Origin of the sequence: Treponema zioleckii, from assembly GCF_014737315.1 — a bacterium.
Taxonomy (GTDB): domain Bacteria; phylum Spirochaetota; class Spirochaetia; order Treponematales; family Treponemataceae; genus Treponema_D; species Treponema_D zioleckii.
Window position 1 is genome coordinate 1 of record NZ_JPUF01000075.1, and the last position, 16,983, is coordinate 16,983.

The 16,983-nt window shown below is 43.3% G+C and carries 7 protein-coding genes; 4 read left to right on the forward strand and 3 right to left on the reverse strand.

What is annotated here, in order from left to right:
• From JI65_RS14890 to JI65_RS14900, 3 genes are all read left to right on the forward strand, one after another.
• Positions 1 to 616 (forward strand): hypothetical protein (locus tag JI65_RS14890; protein ID WP_191017956.1); only part of this gene is annotated, 616 nt, incomplete at its 5' end.
• A gap of 233 nt (positions 617 to 849) precedes the next feature.
• Positions 850 to 1,521, forward strand: coding sequence for an HAD family hydrolase (locus JI65_RS14895; protein WP_191017957.1), 672 nt, complete (start codon positions 850 to 852; stop codon positions 1,519 to 1,521).
• Between the two features lie 62 nt (positions 1,522 to 1,583).
• On the forward strand, positions 1,584 to 11,828 hold the full coding sequence (locus tag JI65_RS14900; protein ID WP_191017958.1) for a SpiroCoCo family coiled-coil protein: 10,245 nt from the start codon (positions 1,584 to 1,586) through the stop codon (positions 11,826 to 11,828).
• Positions 11,829 to 12,014: 186 nt separating this feature from the next.
• On the opposite strand, the gene ispF is transcribed toward JI65_RS14900, so the two are convergent.
• From ispF to JI65_RS14915, 3 genes are read right to left on the reverse strand one after another with little or no spacing between them, the layout of a single operon-like run.
• On the reverse strand, positions 12,015 to 12,491 hold the full coding sequence (gene ispF / locus JI65_RS14905; RefSeq protein WP_191017959.1) for a 2-C-methyl-D-erythritol 2,4-cyclodiphosphate synthase: 477 nt from the start codon (positions 12,489 to 12,491) through the stop codon (positions 12,015 to 12,017).
• An 8-nt stretch (positions 12,492 to 12,499) separates the two neighbouring features.
• Positions 12,500 to 13,333: an IspD/TarI family cytidylyltransferase gene (locus tag JI65_RS14910; protein WP_191017960.1), complete on the reverse strand. Its 834-nt coding sequence runs from the start codon at positions 13,331 to 13,333 to the stop codon at positions 12,500 to 12,502.
• Complete coding sequence (locus JI65_RS14915; RefSeq protein ID WP_191017961.1) at positions 13,263 to 13,928, reverse strand: CarD family transcriptional regulator; 666 nt, start codon at positions 13,926 to 13,928, stop codon at positions 13,263 to 13,265. The genes JI65_RS14910 and JI65_RS14915 overlap by 71 nt, the downstream gene beginning before the upstream one ends.
• Positions 13,929 to 14,348: 420 nt before the next feature.
• Between JI65_RS14915 and JI65_RS14920 the strand changes: the two genes are divergently transcribed.
• On the forward strand, positions 14,349 to 16,625 hold the full coding sequence (locus JI65_RS14920; RefSeq protein ID WP_191017962.1) for a DEAD/DEAH box helicase: 2,277 nt from the start codon (positions 14,349 to 14,351) through the stop codon (positions 16,623 to 16,625).
• Positions 16,626 to 16,983 lie beyond the last annotated feature (358 nt).

Sequence of the window (16,983 nt, forward strand, 5' to 3'; positions counted from 1 at the left end):
AAAAACTGCAAGCACGGGCATCGTGTCAAACAAGACAGCTTCGAACACGCAGAAAATAAACGAAAAAACTGCAAGCACAAGCGTAGCGTCAAACAAGACAGTTTCGAGCGCACAGAAAACAAACGAGAAAACTGCAAGTGCGGGCATCGCGTCAAACAAGACAGCTTCGAACGCACAGAAAGCGAACGAAAAAAGTGCAAGCGCGGGAATCGCGTCAAGCAAGCCTGCTTCGAACGTGCAGAAAACAAACGAGAAAACACTAAGCACAAGCGTCGTGTCGAACAAGCCAACTGCGAACGCACAGAAAACAAACGAAAAAACTGCAAGCACGGGCGTCGCATCGAACAAGCCTGCTTCGAACGCGCAGAAAACAAATGCTGCTACGTCTGGACGGGCGATTAAGCCTTCTACGAACGGTGCACAATCTTCGATTGCTTCGTCTTCGTTAAAAAAGAAGGCTTCGGAGGCTTCTGCCGGAGGTATCAGAACATCGTCGAACGTTACTGCGTCGGTTAACAAACAGCCGAACACCGAAAAGTTGATTGATGACAAAATGGCGGAACAGGCAATTTTGCCAGTTGAGGAGGAGAAAAGGGCGATTGAGGATGCAAATTGATGAGAATCGCACTAGACCAAACCTAGCCGGGATAGTAGTGGTTGCGTAGCAAAACCGCGAAGCGGGTCGCAGGCGAAAGCCGGAGCCACGAATAGCCCGGAATTGTAAGTGAACGAGTAGCGCTGAAAGTTTTGTGATTTTTTCCGAAAGTTCTTTTTGCTCCTTAAATTCATACTCCGAAATCTTTAAAAAAGTACTCAACACTTCGGGATTTTTCATTTATAATAAAATTTATGCAAAATTTAAAAGCAATTGCGTTTGATATTGATGGTACACTCTATCCTGCTTTTAGCCTTTATTGGCGTATGAGTTTTTATGTATTGAGAAATTTGCGGTTTTATTTGCATTTTAGAAAAGTTCGAAAAGTAATGCATAGAACGGCTCCGCTTCCAGATTTTTACGAGTATCAGGGGCGGCTTTTGGCTACGGAGCTTGGTTGCACCGTTGAAGAGGCAAAAGAAAAAATCGACCGTATTATGTATAAAGGCATTACGAAGTTTTTTTCGAGAATAAAGACTTTCAAAGGCGTGGAAGACTGTTTTAGAAAATTCAAGGAAGCTGGCTACAAAATTGCTGTGCTTTCAGACTTTCCGCCGAGCCAGAAAGGTGAATTCTGGGGGCTTAAAAAATATTGTGATTTTATCGTTGGTTCTGAGGAACTCGGTGCGTTAAAGCCTTCTAAATATCCTTTTGGAATTATGGCACGGAGTCTTGGCGTTAAGGAAGAGGAAATCCTTTACGTTGGAAATAGCATAAAATATGATGTTGTTGGGGCGAAGCGGGCCGGAATGAAAAGCGCGATAATCCTTACGGGGCTTAGAAAATTGTTCCGGCGCAAAGTGAAACAGGCTGATATTTCGTTTGTAAACTATCGTCAATTAACTGAGATTGTGCTAAACTCATAACTTCTAGGGGAAATTTCTTTTCTAAAAATTTAAGTAAAAAAGAATTCGCGGGTGGGTAAAAAATGTGGACTTCTATTTTTATTTCTGCAGGTGTTTCTGTCATTGTCGCTTTTATTGTGGCTTCGATGAATAAAAGCAACAGCTCAATGGAAAAAGTAAAAAAGTACGCTGATAAACGTATCGGTGATTTTGACGATTACTTTAGCGTTCAAGAAAAAAAACTTACTGGACTTTCTGCGAATATGGAAACCCAGCAGGCGCAGGCCGTTGCGGCCGTAAAGCGTCTTGATGCCCAGATGCAGGATTTTGACCAGCGTGCAATAGAAATCAACAATAAATCTGATTATGTGGACGAGATTACCCAGCGAATCGAAGCCTACGGAGCATCTCTAAAAGAACTCATTGCGATGACCGACAGCGTTGAAGAGAATCTTCGGCGGATTCGGAATGAATCGCAGATTATCGATAAAATCAATTCTCGAATCACGGCTCAGGAAAAAGCTGTTGATGTGCTTGAAAAGCGAATCCCTAAGCTGACGGACGATTTTACGAACAAAAATAATGAAAGTCTCGTAAAAATCGGAAACGAACTTTTGAACAAATATGCTTCCCGCGCCGATGAGCTTGACGAGGCTTCTAAAGAGGCTGTTGACAAAATGGAACAGCTGATGAACCGAATCAAGTCGGACATTGAGGAAGCTTACAATTATGCGGCTGAGCGCGCGTCAATTCTTGAAGCTGAGACGTTCAAAGTTTTGCAGGAAGAGGCAAATTCCCGAAGCGATAATTACAGAAAAGACCTTGAAGAAAAAACTGAGGAACTCAAAAATCTTTTTGACTCAAAAAATCTTGAAACTCAGAAACTTCTCGTATCAAAAACTCAGCAGCTTGTTGAAGAGGTTACAGAGCGCACTGGAACGATTGAAAGTGACTTTAACGAAAAGACCTCGAAGCTTACGAATGAGCTTAATTCCCGTGCAAATGAATTTTCTAATTCTCTTGAATCGCAGATTGCCGAATTGCAGCAGAATTTGAATCATAATGTAAACACGATTTACGATGAGGTCACTTCCAAGACCGAAAATATGCACAATCATGTTGAGACTTCTTTGAATGCGCTTGAAAATGAGCTTCAGACTCGAACGGACGCACTTTCTACGGCTCTTGACGAAAATATTTCGCAGGCGGCGCAGCTTTTGCAGGATAAAACTTCCGCGCTTTCTCAGGAATTCAACGAAAAAACTGATTATCTTACAGCCGGATTCAACGAAAAGGCGGAAGAACTCACTCAGGAATACAACGAGAAAACTGTTGGCCTGACGACGATTTTGCGAACGACTACCGAAAATCTAAAAAAACAGCTCGGCGAATCTCTTGCGATGGCAAAAAAGACCGCGAACGAGTTGCAGGCTGAAAATAATGGTAACGGAAAAATTCTTGCTGGCCTTCGCGAGGAAATGAGTACTCAGATTGCAAAGCTTACCGACCGTTACGGAAAACTTTACGACAAAGCTGTTCAGAATGCGGACGAAAAAGAAAGTGCCGCATACGAGAAATTCAAGCAGATTTCGAATTTGCATCTTACGTCTTATCGTGTAAAAGTTGAAGAAGAAATCAACAAAATGCATGACGAAGTTTCTACGAAAGTTGGCGACCTCCAGGCTCTTGTTAATGACAAGGTTACTGGTCTTGAATCAGGTGTTACAGAGCAGGTTTCTGGACTCCAGGGCTTGGTTGACAGCAAGGTTGGCGGGCTTGAGGGCGTTGTTCATGACAAACTCGGCGGATTGCAGAGTGAGGTTGAAGGAAAGATTTCTGACATTCAGAATTACGTCGGAACGAATTTTGAGACTATTGAGAACGATGTCGTTACAAAAATCACCAGCTTGCAGCGCGAGGTTGACCAGAAACGCGAGGAGCTTACAACTCAGGTTCAGTCTACGGTTGAGGAACTTACCCGCGATGTAAATGGCAAAGTAAATGCGCTTCGCGGCGAAGTTAGCAACAAGGTTGACGGGCTTAACGGTTCTGTTGAGGAGCGCATGGTTGAGCTTAATAATGTTATTGCCGAAAAGGCAGACATTCTACAGCAGGTTATGGAGACAAAAACATCTGTTTTGCAGCAATCTGTTGATTCAAAGGTAAACGACTTGCAGAATCTTGTTGACGGCAAGGTTGTCTCTCTTTCTGACGATGTTCAGTCTAAAGTAAAAGATTTGCAGAACCTCGTTGATGATAAAGTAAATACTCTTTCAGACGACGTTGAGTACAAGGTTGGAGACCTCCAGAGTATGGTTGAAACTCGCGTAACGGGGCTTTCTGGCGAGGTTGAAGGCAAGGTTCTGGAGCTTTCGGATTTTGTTGAGACCCGTGTAGGCGGTCTTGAAGAGATGGTAAACAATAAGGTTACGGAACTTGAAGGCGGTGTTGAATCTAAAGTTTCGAACTTACAGAATATGGTTGATGGCGAGGTAAACAACCTTGAGTCGTCAGTTGAGACAAAAGTAAACGGCTTGCAGCAGATGGTTGATTCTAAGGTCGGCGGTTTGCAGGAGTTTGTTGATTCAAAAGTCAACGGACTCCAGGAAATGGTTGACACCCGCGTAAACGGCCTTGACGACGGCGTTGCAGAAAAAGTAAACACAATTCTTTCGAACGTTCATAATTCCGTGAGCGGGCTTGAAGAAGGTGTTGATGCCAAAATTTCTGGCTTGCAGAATTTTGTTGATGAAAAAGTAAATACACTTTCAGGCGATGTTTCCTCTAAAGTTACTGACCTGCAGAATATTGTTGAACTCAAAGTTAATGACTTGCAGAATCTCGTTGATGGCAAAGTAAATATGCTTTCAGATGCTGTAGAGACAAAAGTTGCAGATTTGCAGGGCTTGGTTGACGGCAAGGTAAACACACTTTCTAACGACGTTGAGTACAAAGTCGGAACGCTGGAAAACATGGTTGGCGAGAAGGTAAGCGGACTTGAAGGTGGCGTTGAGTCAAAAGTAAACGACTTGCAGCAGATGGTCGATTCCAAAGTCAGCGGCTTGCAGGATTTTGTTGATTCAAAAGTCAACGGACTTCAGGAAATGGTTGACACTCGCGTAAACGGCCTTGACGACGGCGTAGCTCAAAAAGTGAACACAATTCTTTCGAACGTGCAGAATTCCGTGAGCGGACTTGAAGATGGAGTTGAAGCAAAAGTCAGCGATTTGCAGAATCTTGTTGATGATAAAGTAAATTCTCTTTCGAGCGATGTTGAGTATAAGGTGAGCGACCTCCAGAGCATGGTCGAAAAGCGTGTTAGCGGACTTTCTGACGAGGTTGAAGGAAAAGTCGAAAAACTTTCAGATTTTGTTGAGACCCGTGTAGGTGGTCTTGAACAGATGGTAAGCGACAAAGTTACAGGTCTTTCGAATGAAGTTGATTCTAAAGTTGGCTCTCTCGAATCTATGGTCAAAGAAAAGGTTGACGGTCTTGAGGGCGGAGTTAGCGAAAAAGTCAACACGATTCTTTCAAACGTTCATAATTCAGTTAGCGGACTTGAAGACGGTGTTGATTCTAAGATTTCTGGATTGCAAAATTTTGTTGATGAAAAAGTAAACACTCTTTCAAATGATGTTTCTGTAAAAGTTACTGATTTGCAGAATCTCGTTGACGGCAAAGTAAATACGCTTTCAGATGCTGTAGAGGCAAAAGTTGCAGATTTGCAGGGCTTGGTTGACGGCAAGGTAAACACACTTTCTAACGACGTTGAGTACAAAGTCGGAACGCTGGAAAACGTGGTTGGCGAGAAGGTAAGCGGACTTGAAGGCGGAGTTGAGTCAAAGGTAAACGACTTGCAGCAGATGGTCGATTCCAAAGTCAGTGGCTTGCAGGATTTTGTTGATTCAAAAGTAAACGATCTTCAGGAAATGGTTGACAGCCGAGTGAACGGACTCGACGACGGAGTTAGCGAAAAAGTTAACACGATTCTTTCGAACGTGCAGAATTCCGTGAGCGGGCTTGAAGGCGGAGTTGAGTCAAAAGTAAACGACTTGCAGCAGATGGTCGATTCTAAAGTCAATGATTTGCAGCAGTTGGTTGATTCTAAAGTCAATGGCCTACAAGAAATGGTTGACACCCGCGTAAACGGACTCGACGACGGAGTTAGCGAAAAAGTTAACACGATTCTCTCGAACGTGCAGAATTCCGTGAGCGGGCTTGAAGAGGGGGTTGAAACCCGTATTGCAGGCTTGCAGGATAGAGTTAACGGCAAAGTTTCTTCTCTCGAAAATGATGTTGAATCAAAAGTCAATGATTTGCAATCTTTGGTAAACGGTACGATTTCTTCGTTGACCGGCGAGGTTGACGATAAAGTTGGCGGATTGAAATCTCTCGTAGATTCAAAAATCGAAGAAATTTCTGTTGATGTTGAAAATAAAGTCAACGCACTTCAGGGCAGCGTAGATTCTAGGGTTAATGGCGTTGAAAGCAAAGTTAGCGAAAAAGTGAACACGATTCTTTCGAACGTGCAGAATTCCGTAAGCGGGCTTGAAAACGGCGTTGACCAGCGCGTAAGCGAAATCGAGAACCGCGTTGAAGGCCGTGTTTCTGGGCTTGAAAGCGATGTTGACGGTAAGGTTTCTGACCTTCTCGGAATGGTAAATACTAAACTTTCTGGTCTTGAGGTTAACGTTGACAATCGCGTTTCTGGGCTTCTTGAAATGGTGGAAGATAAAGTTATTGGTCTTGAAGAAGGCGTGAACAATAAAGTCCGCAAATTGCAGGAAGATGTACTTACCGCTGTGGATGGACTTGAAGATGGCGTTGAAATAAAAGTCAATCAGATTAAAGACAGCATTGAAGGCAAAGTTCAGAGCATGGAATCTTCGGCGGACGAAAAAGTTCAGTCGATGGTAAATGAAGTGACAGGTCGCGTTAACGAGCTTGCCGACGATGTTGGTGAGCGAATGAGTTCATTGCAGAATGCGGTTGAGTCAAAAGTCACTGAGCTTCACAATGAAGTGAGCGAAAAAGTCAGCGGCCTTCAGAGTGAAGTAAAAAATCGTCTCGACGATATCCAGAGCAGCGTTGACTATCGTGTTTCTGGAATCAACGATACTGTAGACGGAAAAATCGTTGATATACAGAATGTTGTTGACGAAAAAGTTAAGGGGCTTGATCTTGGCGTTGATGAAAAAATCGATTTGCTCCGAAATGATGTTGTGGAAAAAGTTCAGGGGCTCGAAACTTCTGTTGCAGACAAACTTTCTGGAATTCAGGATGAGGTTGAAAATAAAATCAACGGATTCCAGGAAAATATTGATACTCAAGTTACAACACTCGTTGGTGGCGTAAATAACCGCGTAAACGATTTGCACGATGAAGTTTACGGAAAAATTGATTTTATTCAGAATGACGTTTCTCAAAAAGTAACTTCGCTCCAGAATATGGTTGACGACACCGTTTCAAATCTCAAATCTCATGTTGAGGGCACGATGGCTTCTGTTCAGGAAGATTTGGAAAAAGCCAGCAACGGAGCCGAAAGCTACGCAAACAGAATTACGAACGGCGTTGCGGAAAAAGTTGATTCATTCAACAATCAGATTAGCGAAAAAATCGACGGAATCCAGTCAACTCTGAGCGAGCGTGTTGATTCTGTAGTCGGCGAGATGAACGAAAAGGTTACGAACCTTGAGAATACGGTTTCTTACAAAGTCGGAAGCATTGAGCAGGATGTGAACGAGAAGGTTGACAACTTGCAATACGACGTGACTTCAAAAGTTGACAGCTTGACATCGATGGTAGAAAACACTGTTTCCGAGCTGAAAGACCACGTTGAAGGAACGATGACTTCTGTCCAGGGCGAGCTTGATTCCAAACTTGCGGTAATCAATTCTGATTTGGAAAAAGCCAGCAACGGTGCGGAAAGCTATGCGAACCAGATTACGCAGAACGTAAATAGCCACGTTGAGAATTTTAATAACGAAATCACTGGCAAAATTCAGGATTTGCAGAATACTCTTGAAATGCAGGTTCAGGAGCTTCGCGTAAATCTTTCAGACAAAGTTGCGGCAATAAAAGAAGAACTTGACCGTGCTAACAGCAGTTCCGAAAACTACGCAGTTCAGGTTATTCAGAATGTTACGAACAACGTTGACCATTTTGAGGAGTCTATAACTAACCGAATCAATGAAGTTCAGGGAAATATCGATTCCAAGGTTAATGAAGTTGAGTCTTCGGTCAATTCAAAGGTTGGCGGAATTGAAGAGTCTGTTTTTGGGCGCGTTGATTCAATCGAAAACGACGTAAATTCAAAAGTTGACGCTTTGCAGAACATGGTTGACGAAACCGTTGCGAATTTAAAGAACAACGTTGAAAGCACGATGGCCTCGGTTCAGGAGGATTTGAGACATGCTAGTAGCGGAGCTGAAAGCTACGCGAACCAGATTACTTCCGGCGTGCGAAATACGGTTGACACTTTCCATGTAGAAATTAGCGAAACTATTTCTAATCTTGAAGCGGAACTCGGAAGCAGAATCGAGAATTTGCAGAATGATTTGGTCAACACTTCTAACGATGCCGAAATGTATGCGGACAGAATTACTGCATCCGTAAAAGAAAATGTTGATGGCCTCAGTGCTGATTTGAGCGGAAAGGTTCAGGGATTTAAAGATGAAATCGAGTCTACGATAGATTCATTCACGCAGAGCGTGACAGCCCGCGTTGACTCGCTCGAAGAAAATGTAACTTCCCGCGTCACTGGAATTGAAAGCGGAATCAATACTCAGGTTGACGGCTTGCAGAGTTCTGTTTACGAGAAAGTCGGCAATATTTCAGAAACCGTTACCGGACGTATTGATTTTATTCAGAACAGCATGGAAGAAAAAGTTCAGCAGTTGCAGGAGACCGTTGATTCTCGAATCGCTTCGATGAATGAAGACGTAAACACGACTTCTGAGAACTTGCAGAACAGCGTTGTGTCAAAAATCAAGTCTCTTGAAGGCGAAGTTCGTTCTTCTGTTTCTGAATTGAACCAAAGCCTTGAATCTAAGATTTCGAATCTCGAAACTTCTGTTGATTCCCGCTTGAACAATATGCAGAGCAGTGTTACGGCAACAATGGGCGCAATTCAGCAGAGTCTCGACGATTCTTCTGCAAAAGCGGAGATGACGGCCGAAAGCCTTACTCAGACGGTTCAGAATGCGGAATACGAAATCAACCGATTCAAAGAAGAGTCTGACGAAAAAATCAACTCTATTAATTCTACGATTTCTCAGATTATGGGAAAAGTTTCTGCCACTTACGATGCAAAGCAGACCGAGCTTCTAAATATGCTTGAAAACCAGCTTGATGATTATAAGCGAAATCTGGAATACCGCTTTGCAAAACTTGAAGAGACCGGAGATGACGTTGAGGCTCTCGAAGACAGTTTGCGAACGGCACTTTCGAACACCGAGCACAAAATCCTTGAAGATTTCTCTGATTTTACGGCGACACAGCGTCAGCGTCAGTCTGAATTCCAGGCGAGCGTTAATTCTGAAACCGAAAAAATCACCGAAAAAATTATAACTCTTCAGAGCAGCATTGATTCTCTCAAAAATGCTTCGATTGACAATGTAAGCGAGACTCTCGCTCAGTTCGAAAGAGAATTTAATGAGAACTTGAAGGTACGGGCTTCTGGACTTGATGACAATCTTGCCAACTGGAAGAACGAATTTGATTCTAAACTCAATGAATTCATTCAGAACTATCAGAGTCAGAATCAGCAGCTTGAATCGAATTACGAGGATGACCTTAACGCGCGAAGCGAAAATCTTAAGGAACAGATTGCGCAAATCCGACAGAATTTTGATGAAAAAATTTCTGAATTCATCAATTCATTTGAGTCAAAGCAGCAGAATTTTGAGTCTCAGTTCAATAATGCGTTGAGCGAAAAAGGTGCCGGAATGGAAGATAAGCTTTCCAACTGGCAGGATGCTTTTGAGAGCCGACTTACTGAGTTTGTAAGCAAATATCAGGCCGCTCAGCAGAATCTTGAAGATAACTTTGGTGCTGATATTGAAAAACGCGGCAATAGTATAGAAGAAAGTTTGAATAATTGGAAATCTACTTTTGATTCCAAACTTGATGCGTTCATTTCTGACTTTACGAACCGCTACAAGAATCTCGAAAACACTTATAACTTGGACTTGCAGCAAAAAGCCAGCTCGATAAACGAAACTTTGTCTGGTTGGAAAGAAACTTTTGACGCGCAAATCGAAGATTTTTCTCAGAAGTATAAGACTGAGCATTCTAAACTGGAAGCTCTCCTTGATTCTGGTTTGCGACAGAAAGGTACTTCGCTTGACGAGGAGCTTGACGCTTGGAAAGAGAATTTTGACACAAAACTTTCGCTTTTCGTTCAGAAATATGAGGGCAGTCAGCAGTCATTCGAGCAGAATCTTTCTGAGACGATTCAAAAACAGTCCGGCGTAATTGACCAGGAACTTGAATCGCTCAAGCAGGATTTTGACAACCGAATTTCTATGTTCACTTCGGATTACGAAAATGAGCGACGCGCCCTGGAAGCTAAATACGGCGAGGACATGAAAGAACGTCTTGGCGCATTGCAGGAAAAGAGTTTTGAGCAGACTGACAGAATCGAGTCTTCTATAAGAAATACGCAGGGGGAATTGCAGCGTCAGATTACTGACATTGACCAGACAATCCGCGATTTTACCGAGCGTAACAGAACCGATTTGGAAGAGGCTAAAAATTCTTCTGAAGCATACATCAAAAATTCGATAGATTCTTACAATGAACGTATTGATGAAATCCTTGCCCGCTCGACAAAAGCCGTTGAAGGTAGACTTGGCGACATTGAAGAGACTCTTAAGACGCGAAGCGAGACTAGTTCTACGGCAATCGAAGGTTTGGTGAATGAGTTCAATACTTGGCGCACTCAGTTGAAGCAGCAGTTTGAGCAGTCAAAAGATATGTTTGCTAATCAGATTAAGTCTGTTGATGATGTGGCTAAACAAAAAATCGTTGAGATTGCAGAGCAGTTTGATTCAAATTTGGAGTCGTTCAAGAACGGTGCGCTTGAAGAGCAGGCTAAAATCGAGCAGGACATTCAGAATCTCCGTCTCGAAGTTAATGAGTCTGTAAAAAATTATCACGAGCGTTCTCAGAACATTTTGCAGGAGCAGCAAATGCTTTACGACAAGATGGTTCAGGAGACTCAGGAGCGAATCGGTGGGGTGAATGCCGAGGCAGAAAGAAATCTTCGCGACATTAAGGCTCAGATTCAGCTCGTGAATGAAGAAAACAGCCAACGTGAAGCTGAAATGATGACTCGAATGCAGAATGATGCGACTGAATTGCAGTCTCGTTTAAGTGATATCGACAAGCAGGTAAAGAATTTTGTTAACCAGTTGCAGGCTTACAAAACTGCCGACCAGCTCAAAGAAGAGCTTGACACGAGCCTTGACCACTTGAAGAAAAATCTTACGAAAGTTGATTTGTATCAGAATGTGGTTGACAGCCTCAACAGAAATTTTGAGTCTATCGAAAAAATCAATGATGATGTTGAAAGCAAACTTGCAAAATTCTCAGCCGAGCAGAATCAGATTAATATGATGAATCAGAAATTTGACCGTCTTATTAATTTAAGTGGCACTATGGACCAGAAAATCAACGAGTTGCAGACAACCAGTGACGATTTGCAGGCTTTGCAACTTTCTGTCCGTGGATTCCAGGAGTCACTTGGTGAGATTTCTGGTCGCTACGACCGTCTCGAAAAGAAGCAGTCTGTAATCGATAAAGTTAATGACGATGTTGACAAGGCATTTGAAGAACTCAAAAAGATGGAGCAAAAAGTTCACGAGATTACAGATGAGGCAGAGGCTTTGCCTGACAGACTTTTTGGCATTAAAAAGCAGGTTGAATTCCTTACCGACAATGCTGAAAAAATCACCTCGGCTGTTGATACTGTAACTTCTTTGCAGAATATCGTTGAGGAAGCCGAAAAACGTGTTGACCAAGTTCAGAAGTCTCGTGAGGGAATTGCCCGAAGCGAAACTCGTTTGGAGAGACTTTCTAAAGATGTTGATGAGAAGATTCAGCTTCTCGCACGTATGACGCAAAACGATATGAATGGTCGTTACGTGCAGAATTCAGAGCCTCTTTCTTCGTCTCAAATGGTAACGCCTGTCCAGGGGCACCTTACGCCGCAAGACAAGGAAACTGTTTTGAATTTGAAGCGGCAGGGCTGGACGAATTCTGAAATTGCTCGTTCACTCAAAATAAGTGAGAGCGAAGTTGAAGTTATCCTTGAAATGGGAATGTAGGTTGTAGAGTCTGTTTCAAATGTTTCATTCCAACCAATACGCAAGGTCTTTGCGCCGGGAGCGTAGGAGCTAGATGCTGAAATAAATTCAGCATGACAAAAACGGAGTTTTGAAACTGCCTCTATAAAATAAAAGCCGTCATGCCAAATGAAGTGTGAACTGCACTTCAAAACATGACGGCTTTTTTTATGGGCGTTCAAGAAGGCAGGTAGCCCAAACTTCTACAGCTCTGCCTTCGCCAACATCCCCAAGTTTTTCGCCAGTTTTTGCTTTTACGAAAACTTGGTCGATTGTGCAATCCAAAACTTGTGCAATCGATTTTCTTACGTTTTCCCTGTGCGGAATGAATTTTGGCTTTTCGAGTGCGATAACGCAGTCCAAGTTGCAGAGCGACCATCCGGCTTTTTTAACGTCGTTCCAGCAAGTTAAAAGAAGTTGTTTTGAATCCGCGTCCTTCCATTTTTCTTCGCTCGGCGGAAAGTACGAACCGATGTCGCCAAGTGCCGCGGCCCCCAAAAGTGCGTCCGTGATGGCATGTAAAAGCACATCGCCGTCGGAGTGACCCGCTTCGCCCTTTTCAAACGGAATGTGCACGCCTCCCAGAACGAGTTTCCGTCCTTCTGTAAGAACATGCTTGTCGTATCCTAATCCAACATGAATCATTTTGTCTCCTATAAAATGTCGCTCCGATAGGTGATTTTTTTGTTTTCAGAATCGCCTTCGACGACTTTTACGCGGGAATATTTTTGAGTATCCACAAATTCGTCCCAAATTTCTGTGTCGTCAGTAAATTCCTTGCCAGATTTTGCGGCTTCTTCGTGTGCTTTTAAAATCGGCTCCAGCCTGAACACTTGCGGGGTTTGCACGGCAACAAGATTCTTTCGAACCAAATGCCGGACGATAAATCCGTTTGAGTCGATTTCTTTTTGGGTGTCGACTGGCTGCAAGCCCGGAACGGACGCACCGAATTCAAGTGCAGCTTTTAGTGTGTCATTTATGATTTTTGATGAAACAAATGGACGCGCACCGTCGTGTATAAAAACCATCGGAGAGTTCGCTGTTTTGCTGGGAGCGTTCTTAAAAAAATCATTAGCTGTTTTTAAGGCTTCAAAAACAGAACTCTGGCGGGAAGAACCGCCCGGAATAAAAATGAATTTTGATTTGCTTTGATTTATAGATTTGTCAGCAAACAAGGCTCCCATGCTCTTTTTTTGTGCGAGCAGATTTTCTTCTTCGGAAGAGCAAAAAGGGTAGGTGACTATCACCAGCGAAAAGTCAAGTGCGGATAAAAATGCCTTTGCGGCAGTGGAAAGTACCGTTCCTTCATTTAACGGAAGGTACTCTTTTTTGATTTTGTAACCAGAACGGTCGTTCCCCATTCTGGTTGAAGAGCCGGCTGCTGTAAGAATCAGAACCAGCTCTGTATTTTTTGAATTACTCATCGTCATCATCTTCGTCTGAATCATCTGAGTCATCTGCGTCGTCTGAATCATCAGAATCTTCATCGTCATCCGAATCGTTGTCAGTCTCGTTGTCTGCGAATTCGTCCTCATCATCTTCATCTTCGTCGTGAAGAATTGACTTTTTTTCGTGCAAGAGACCGAGTGGCTCAAGCTTCGCGTGAAGCATTGCCTCGACCTCTTTTACAGGCAAGTCGAGAGCGTAGGAAATCTCGTCTTCAAGGAGTTTTTTTGCGTTGTCGTAAAGTTTGCGCTCCAAAATCGGGAGTTCCTTTACCTTTGAACGGTGATAGAGACATCGAACGATTGTCGCAATGTCTTCGATACTTCCCTTTTTGAGAAGATCGAGGTTCATCTGGTAGCGCATTTTCCAGTCGGAAGTTACAGGTTCAATTTCTTCTGCAAGAGAATCGAGTGCTTTTTGAGCTGCCTCTGCCGAAACGATAGGTCGAATTCCAATCATTGATGCGTTCGCAACAGGAACCATAACGTTCATTTCTGAAACATCAATATAAAATTTGTAATATTTAACGACTTTATCGCCAACCTGCCTGTCAAAAATATCAATTAATGTGCCAACACCCTGACTTGGGTAAACAACTCTCTGATTTATAGAGAATTCTACATTTTCTGTACTCATAACGGATAGTATAGCATAAAATGTATGGTTTTTCAATCCGACGATTTTTTTTGATTGGAGATACTTGAAATCTGACATCGAAGCTAATGTTAATTTTATGGGCTGTAGCGAAGGCACATACGATTTTTGTTACAGTAAGCAATCTGATATTAAGATATTTTCAGAATCTTTTTGAAAGTAATTGAAAATTTTGCGGTTTACTTGAAATAGTTAGTGCATTTTGTTATACTGTTGCATACTGTTTGAATGTCCGTGATTCGGGCATTATATTTTGATTTGCGTGTAGACGCTTTTGATTCGCAGGGGAGATTCCCAATTAACTCACTTCTTAGAAATCGACAATTATTTTTAGGGTACAGGTTTTCGCGATTCCACAAGGTTTCTGCACGCTTTGGCGTGTAAGCCATGGGGGAATTTTTTATGCAAAACGATGTTTTTGGCGAAAAAATCAATGAGGAAAATTTGAACGAAGAAAATACTGCTGCTTCGCTCGAAGATTCAGCAATTTCAGCAGAAAAAGAAAATCCTGAACTTTTTGACGAGACAGATTACGCAGATTCAGAAGAATTTGATGATGAGTCGGGCGATTCTGAAATTGAGGATGCAGAAGATGACGGCGAGATTTCATTTGCAGATCTTGGCCTTGATGATGTAATTTTGTCTGCAATCGAGAAAAAAGGGTTCAAAACACCTTCTCCAATTCAGGTACTCGCAATTCCGCGACTTTTGAGCGGTGACTCAAACATTATAGCAAAGGCTAGAACCGGTACCGGAAAAACAGCCGCTTTCGGTCTTCCAATCGTACAGAAAATTCACGAGGAAAGCGACCACGTTCGCGCGCTTGTTCTTGAGCCAACCCGTGAGCTTGCCATTCAGACTTGCACAGAGTTGCAGTCGTTTTCTAGCACCCGTTATCCGCGAGTGACGGTTTTGTATGGCGGTGCATCTTACAGAGACCAAATTCGCGATTTAAAGCGTGGTTGCGAGATTGTAGTCGGAACTCCTGGTCGTGTTCAGGATCACCTTGAACGTGGCACGTTAAAACTTGACAACATTGATTATTTTATTCTTGATGAGGGCGACGAGATGCTCGACATGGGCTTTATCGACGATATTGAGAATATTTTTGCACAGGCTAACCCGAATGCGCGAATCCTTTTGTTCAGTGCGACAATGCCAAAACCTATTCTCCGAATTGCAGAGCAGTTCATGGGCGAGTATGAGGTTTGTGAGGAAGAGGGCTTCGTTGAGGAGCCTTTGCTCATCGATCAGAAATATTGGTTTGTCCGCGAGAGCGATAAAATTGAGGCACTTGTTCGCCTTATCGACATGAGTCCGAACTTTTTCGGTCTTGTTTTCACTCAGACTAAAAATGATGCTGATAACGTTACCCGTCTTCTTGACGAGCGAGGATATGACACGGCAGCTTTGCACGGAGATGTTCCTCAGGGACAGCGCGAAAAGATTCTTGCAAGATTCCGTGCGAGAAAGACACGCGTTCTTGTTGCTACGGACGTTGCTGCTCGCGGAATCGACATTAACGGTCTTTCGCACGTTGTAAACTATTCTCTTCCTTATGATGCTGCGACTTACGTTCACCGAATCGGTCGTACAGGTCGTGCAGGCACTTCTGGAACAGCTGTTACATTCGTTCGTCCAGAGGAGCGTCGAAAACTTGAATTCTTGCGAAACCGTGTTCGTTCTGCGGCGAAGGGAGAAATGGTCGAGGAATCTGTTCCATCTGTTTCAAAAGTTCTTGAAGTAAAACGCTCTAGAATGCTTGACACTTTGAAGGTTCAGCTCGGTCTTGAAAAAGATCCAGCTCTTGTTGCTGACTCTCCAGCATATATTGGCGACAGAAAGCCAAATGCAAAAACTTTTGATAATGATGAGGTCGTTCCGCTTCCAGAGGGCGAGACTCTTTCTGTTGAAGCTCAGGCTGAGCTTCCAGGCGAGAATGCTATTGTAGACGACGGATTTGTTCCTCAACTCAAAAAAGTTGATGCAGTATTCGAAGATATGGCTAGAAAAATTTCTGACGGGCAGGATCCTGTTGAAGTTCTTGCAGGGGTTCTTTCGATTACTTACGGAAAGTCTTTGGACGAATCTCATTACGGAAAAATTCAGGAAATTCGTGGACCTCGTGATAGAGGTGGCCGTGGCGGAAATCCTAACCAGAAGAGACTTTTTGTACAGCTTGGTCGTCGAGACGGATTCAACGCAAAAGAAATTGCCAGCTACTTCAGCCAGCTTCTTCATATTCCAGGTCGTCAGGTTGACAGAATTGATGTTGCTGATTCATTCACGTTGATTAGTTTGCCGACAGAAACAGCGGACAAAGTTCTTGAGATGTCAAAGAGAAATTCAAATCTTCCGCACATTCATGTTGATACAAAAGATAACGGAGGCGGACGCGGAAGAGGCGGTCGTGGATTTGGTCGCGACCGAGGATTTGGCGGAAGAGACCGTGGTGCTCCTCGTCGCGAGCGTGATTTTGACCGTAGCGGAAGATATGATGTTGCTCACGGTGAGCGAGGATTTGGCGGACGCGGACGCGGTGGTAGAGACCGAGACCGAGGATTTGGTGGATGCGACCGAGGTTTTTCTCGCGATAATTCTCGTCCAAGAGTTCATACCCCGACTGAAAGAAACGGTGCGTCATCTTATAAAAAGTCGAATTTTTCAAAGGAATACTAGGGAGCGGTGAAGTTCCTCTGTTAGTCGGAAAACTTAATTTTACCGCTCCCCGCGAGTTTTTCAAAAGAAAAACTCGCGCTTCACTTTAGAAATCTTTTAGGATATGAAAAAACGCTGCAAGTTGGCTTGTGGAATGAGAGTCATCTTGTGCGTTTCCCGTGAGTTTTTTAGGAAAAAACTCACGCTTCACTTTAGAAATCTTTTAGGATATAAAAAAACGCCGCGAGTTGGCTTGTGGAATGAGAGTCAGCTTGTGCGTTTCCCGCAAGTTTTCAAAGGAAAAACTCACGCTTCACTTTGGAGGCTTTTTAGTTGTAAAAACGCCGCGAGTTGGCTTGTGGAATGAGAGTCAGCTTGT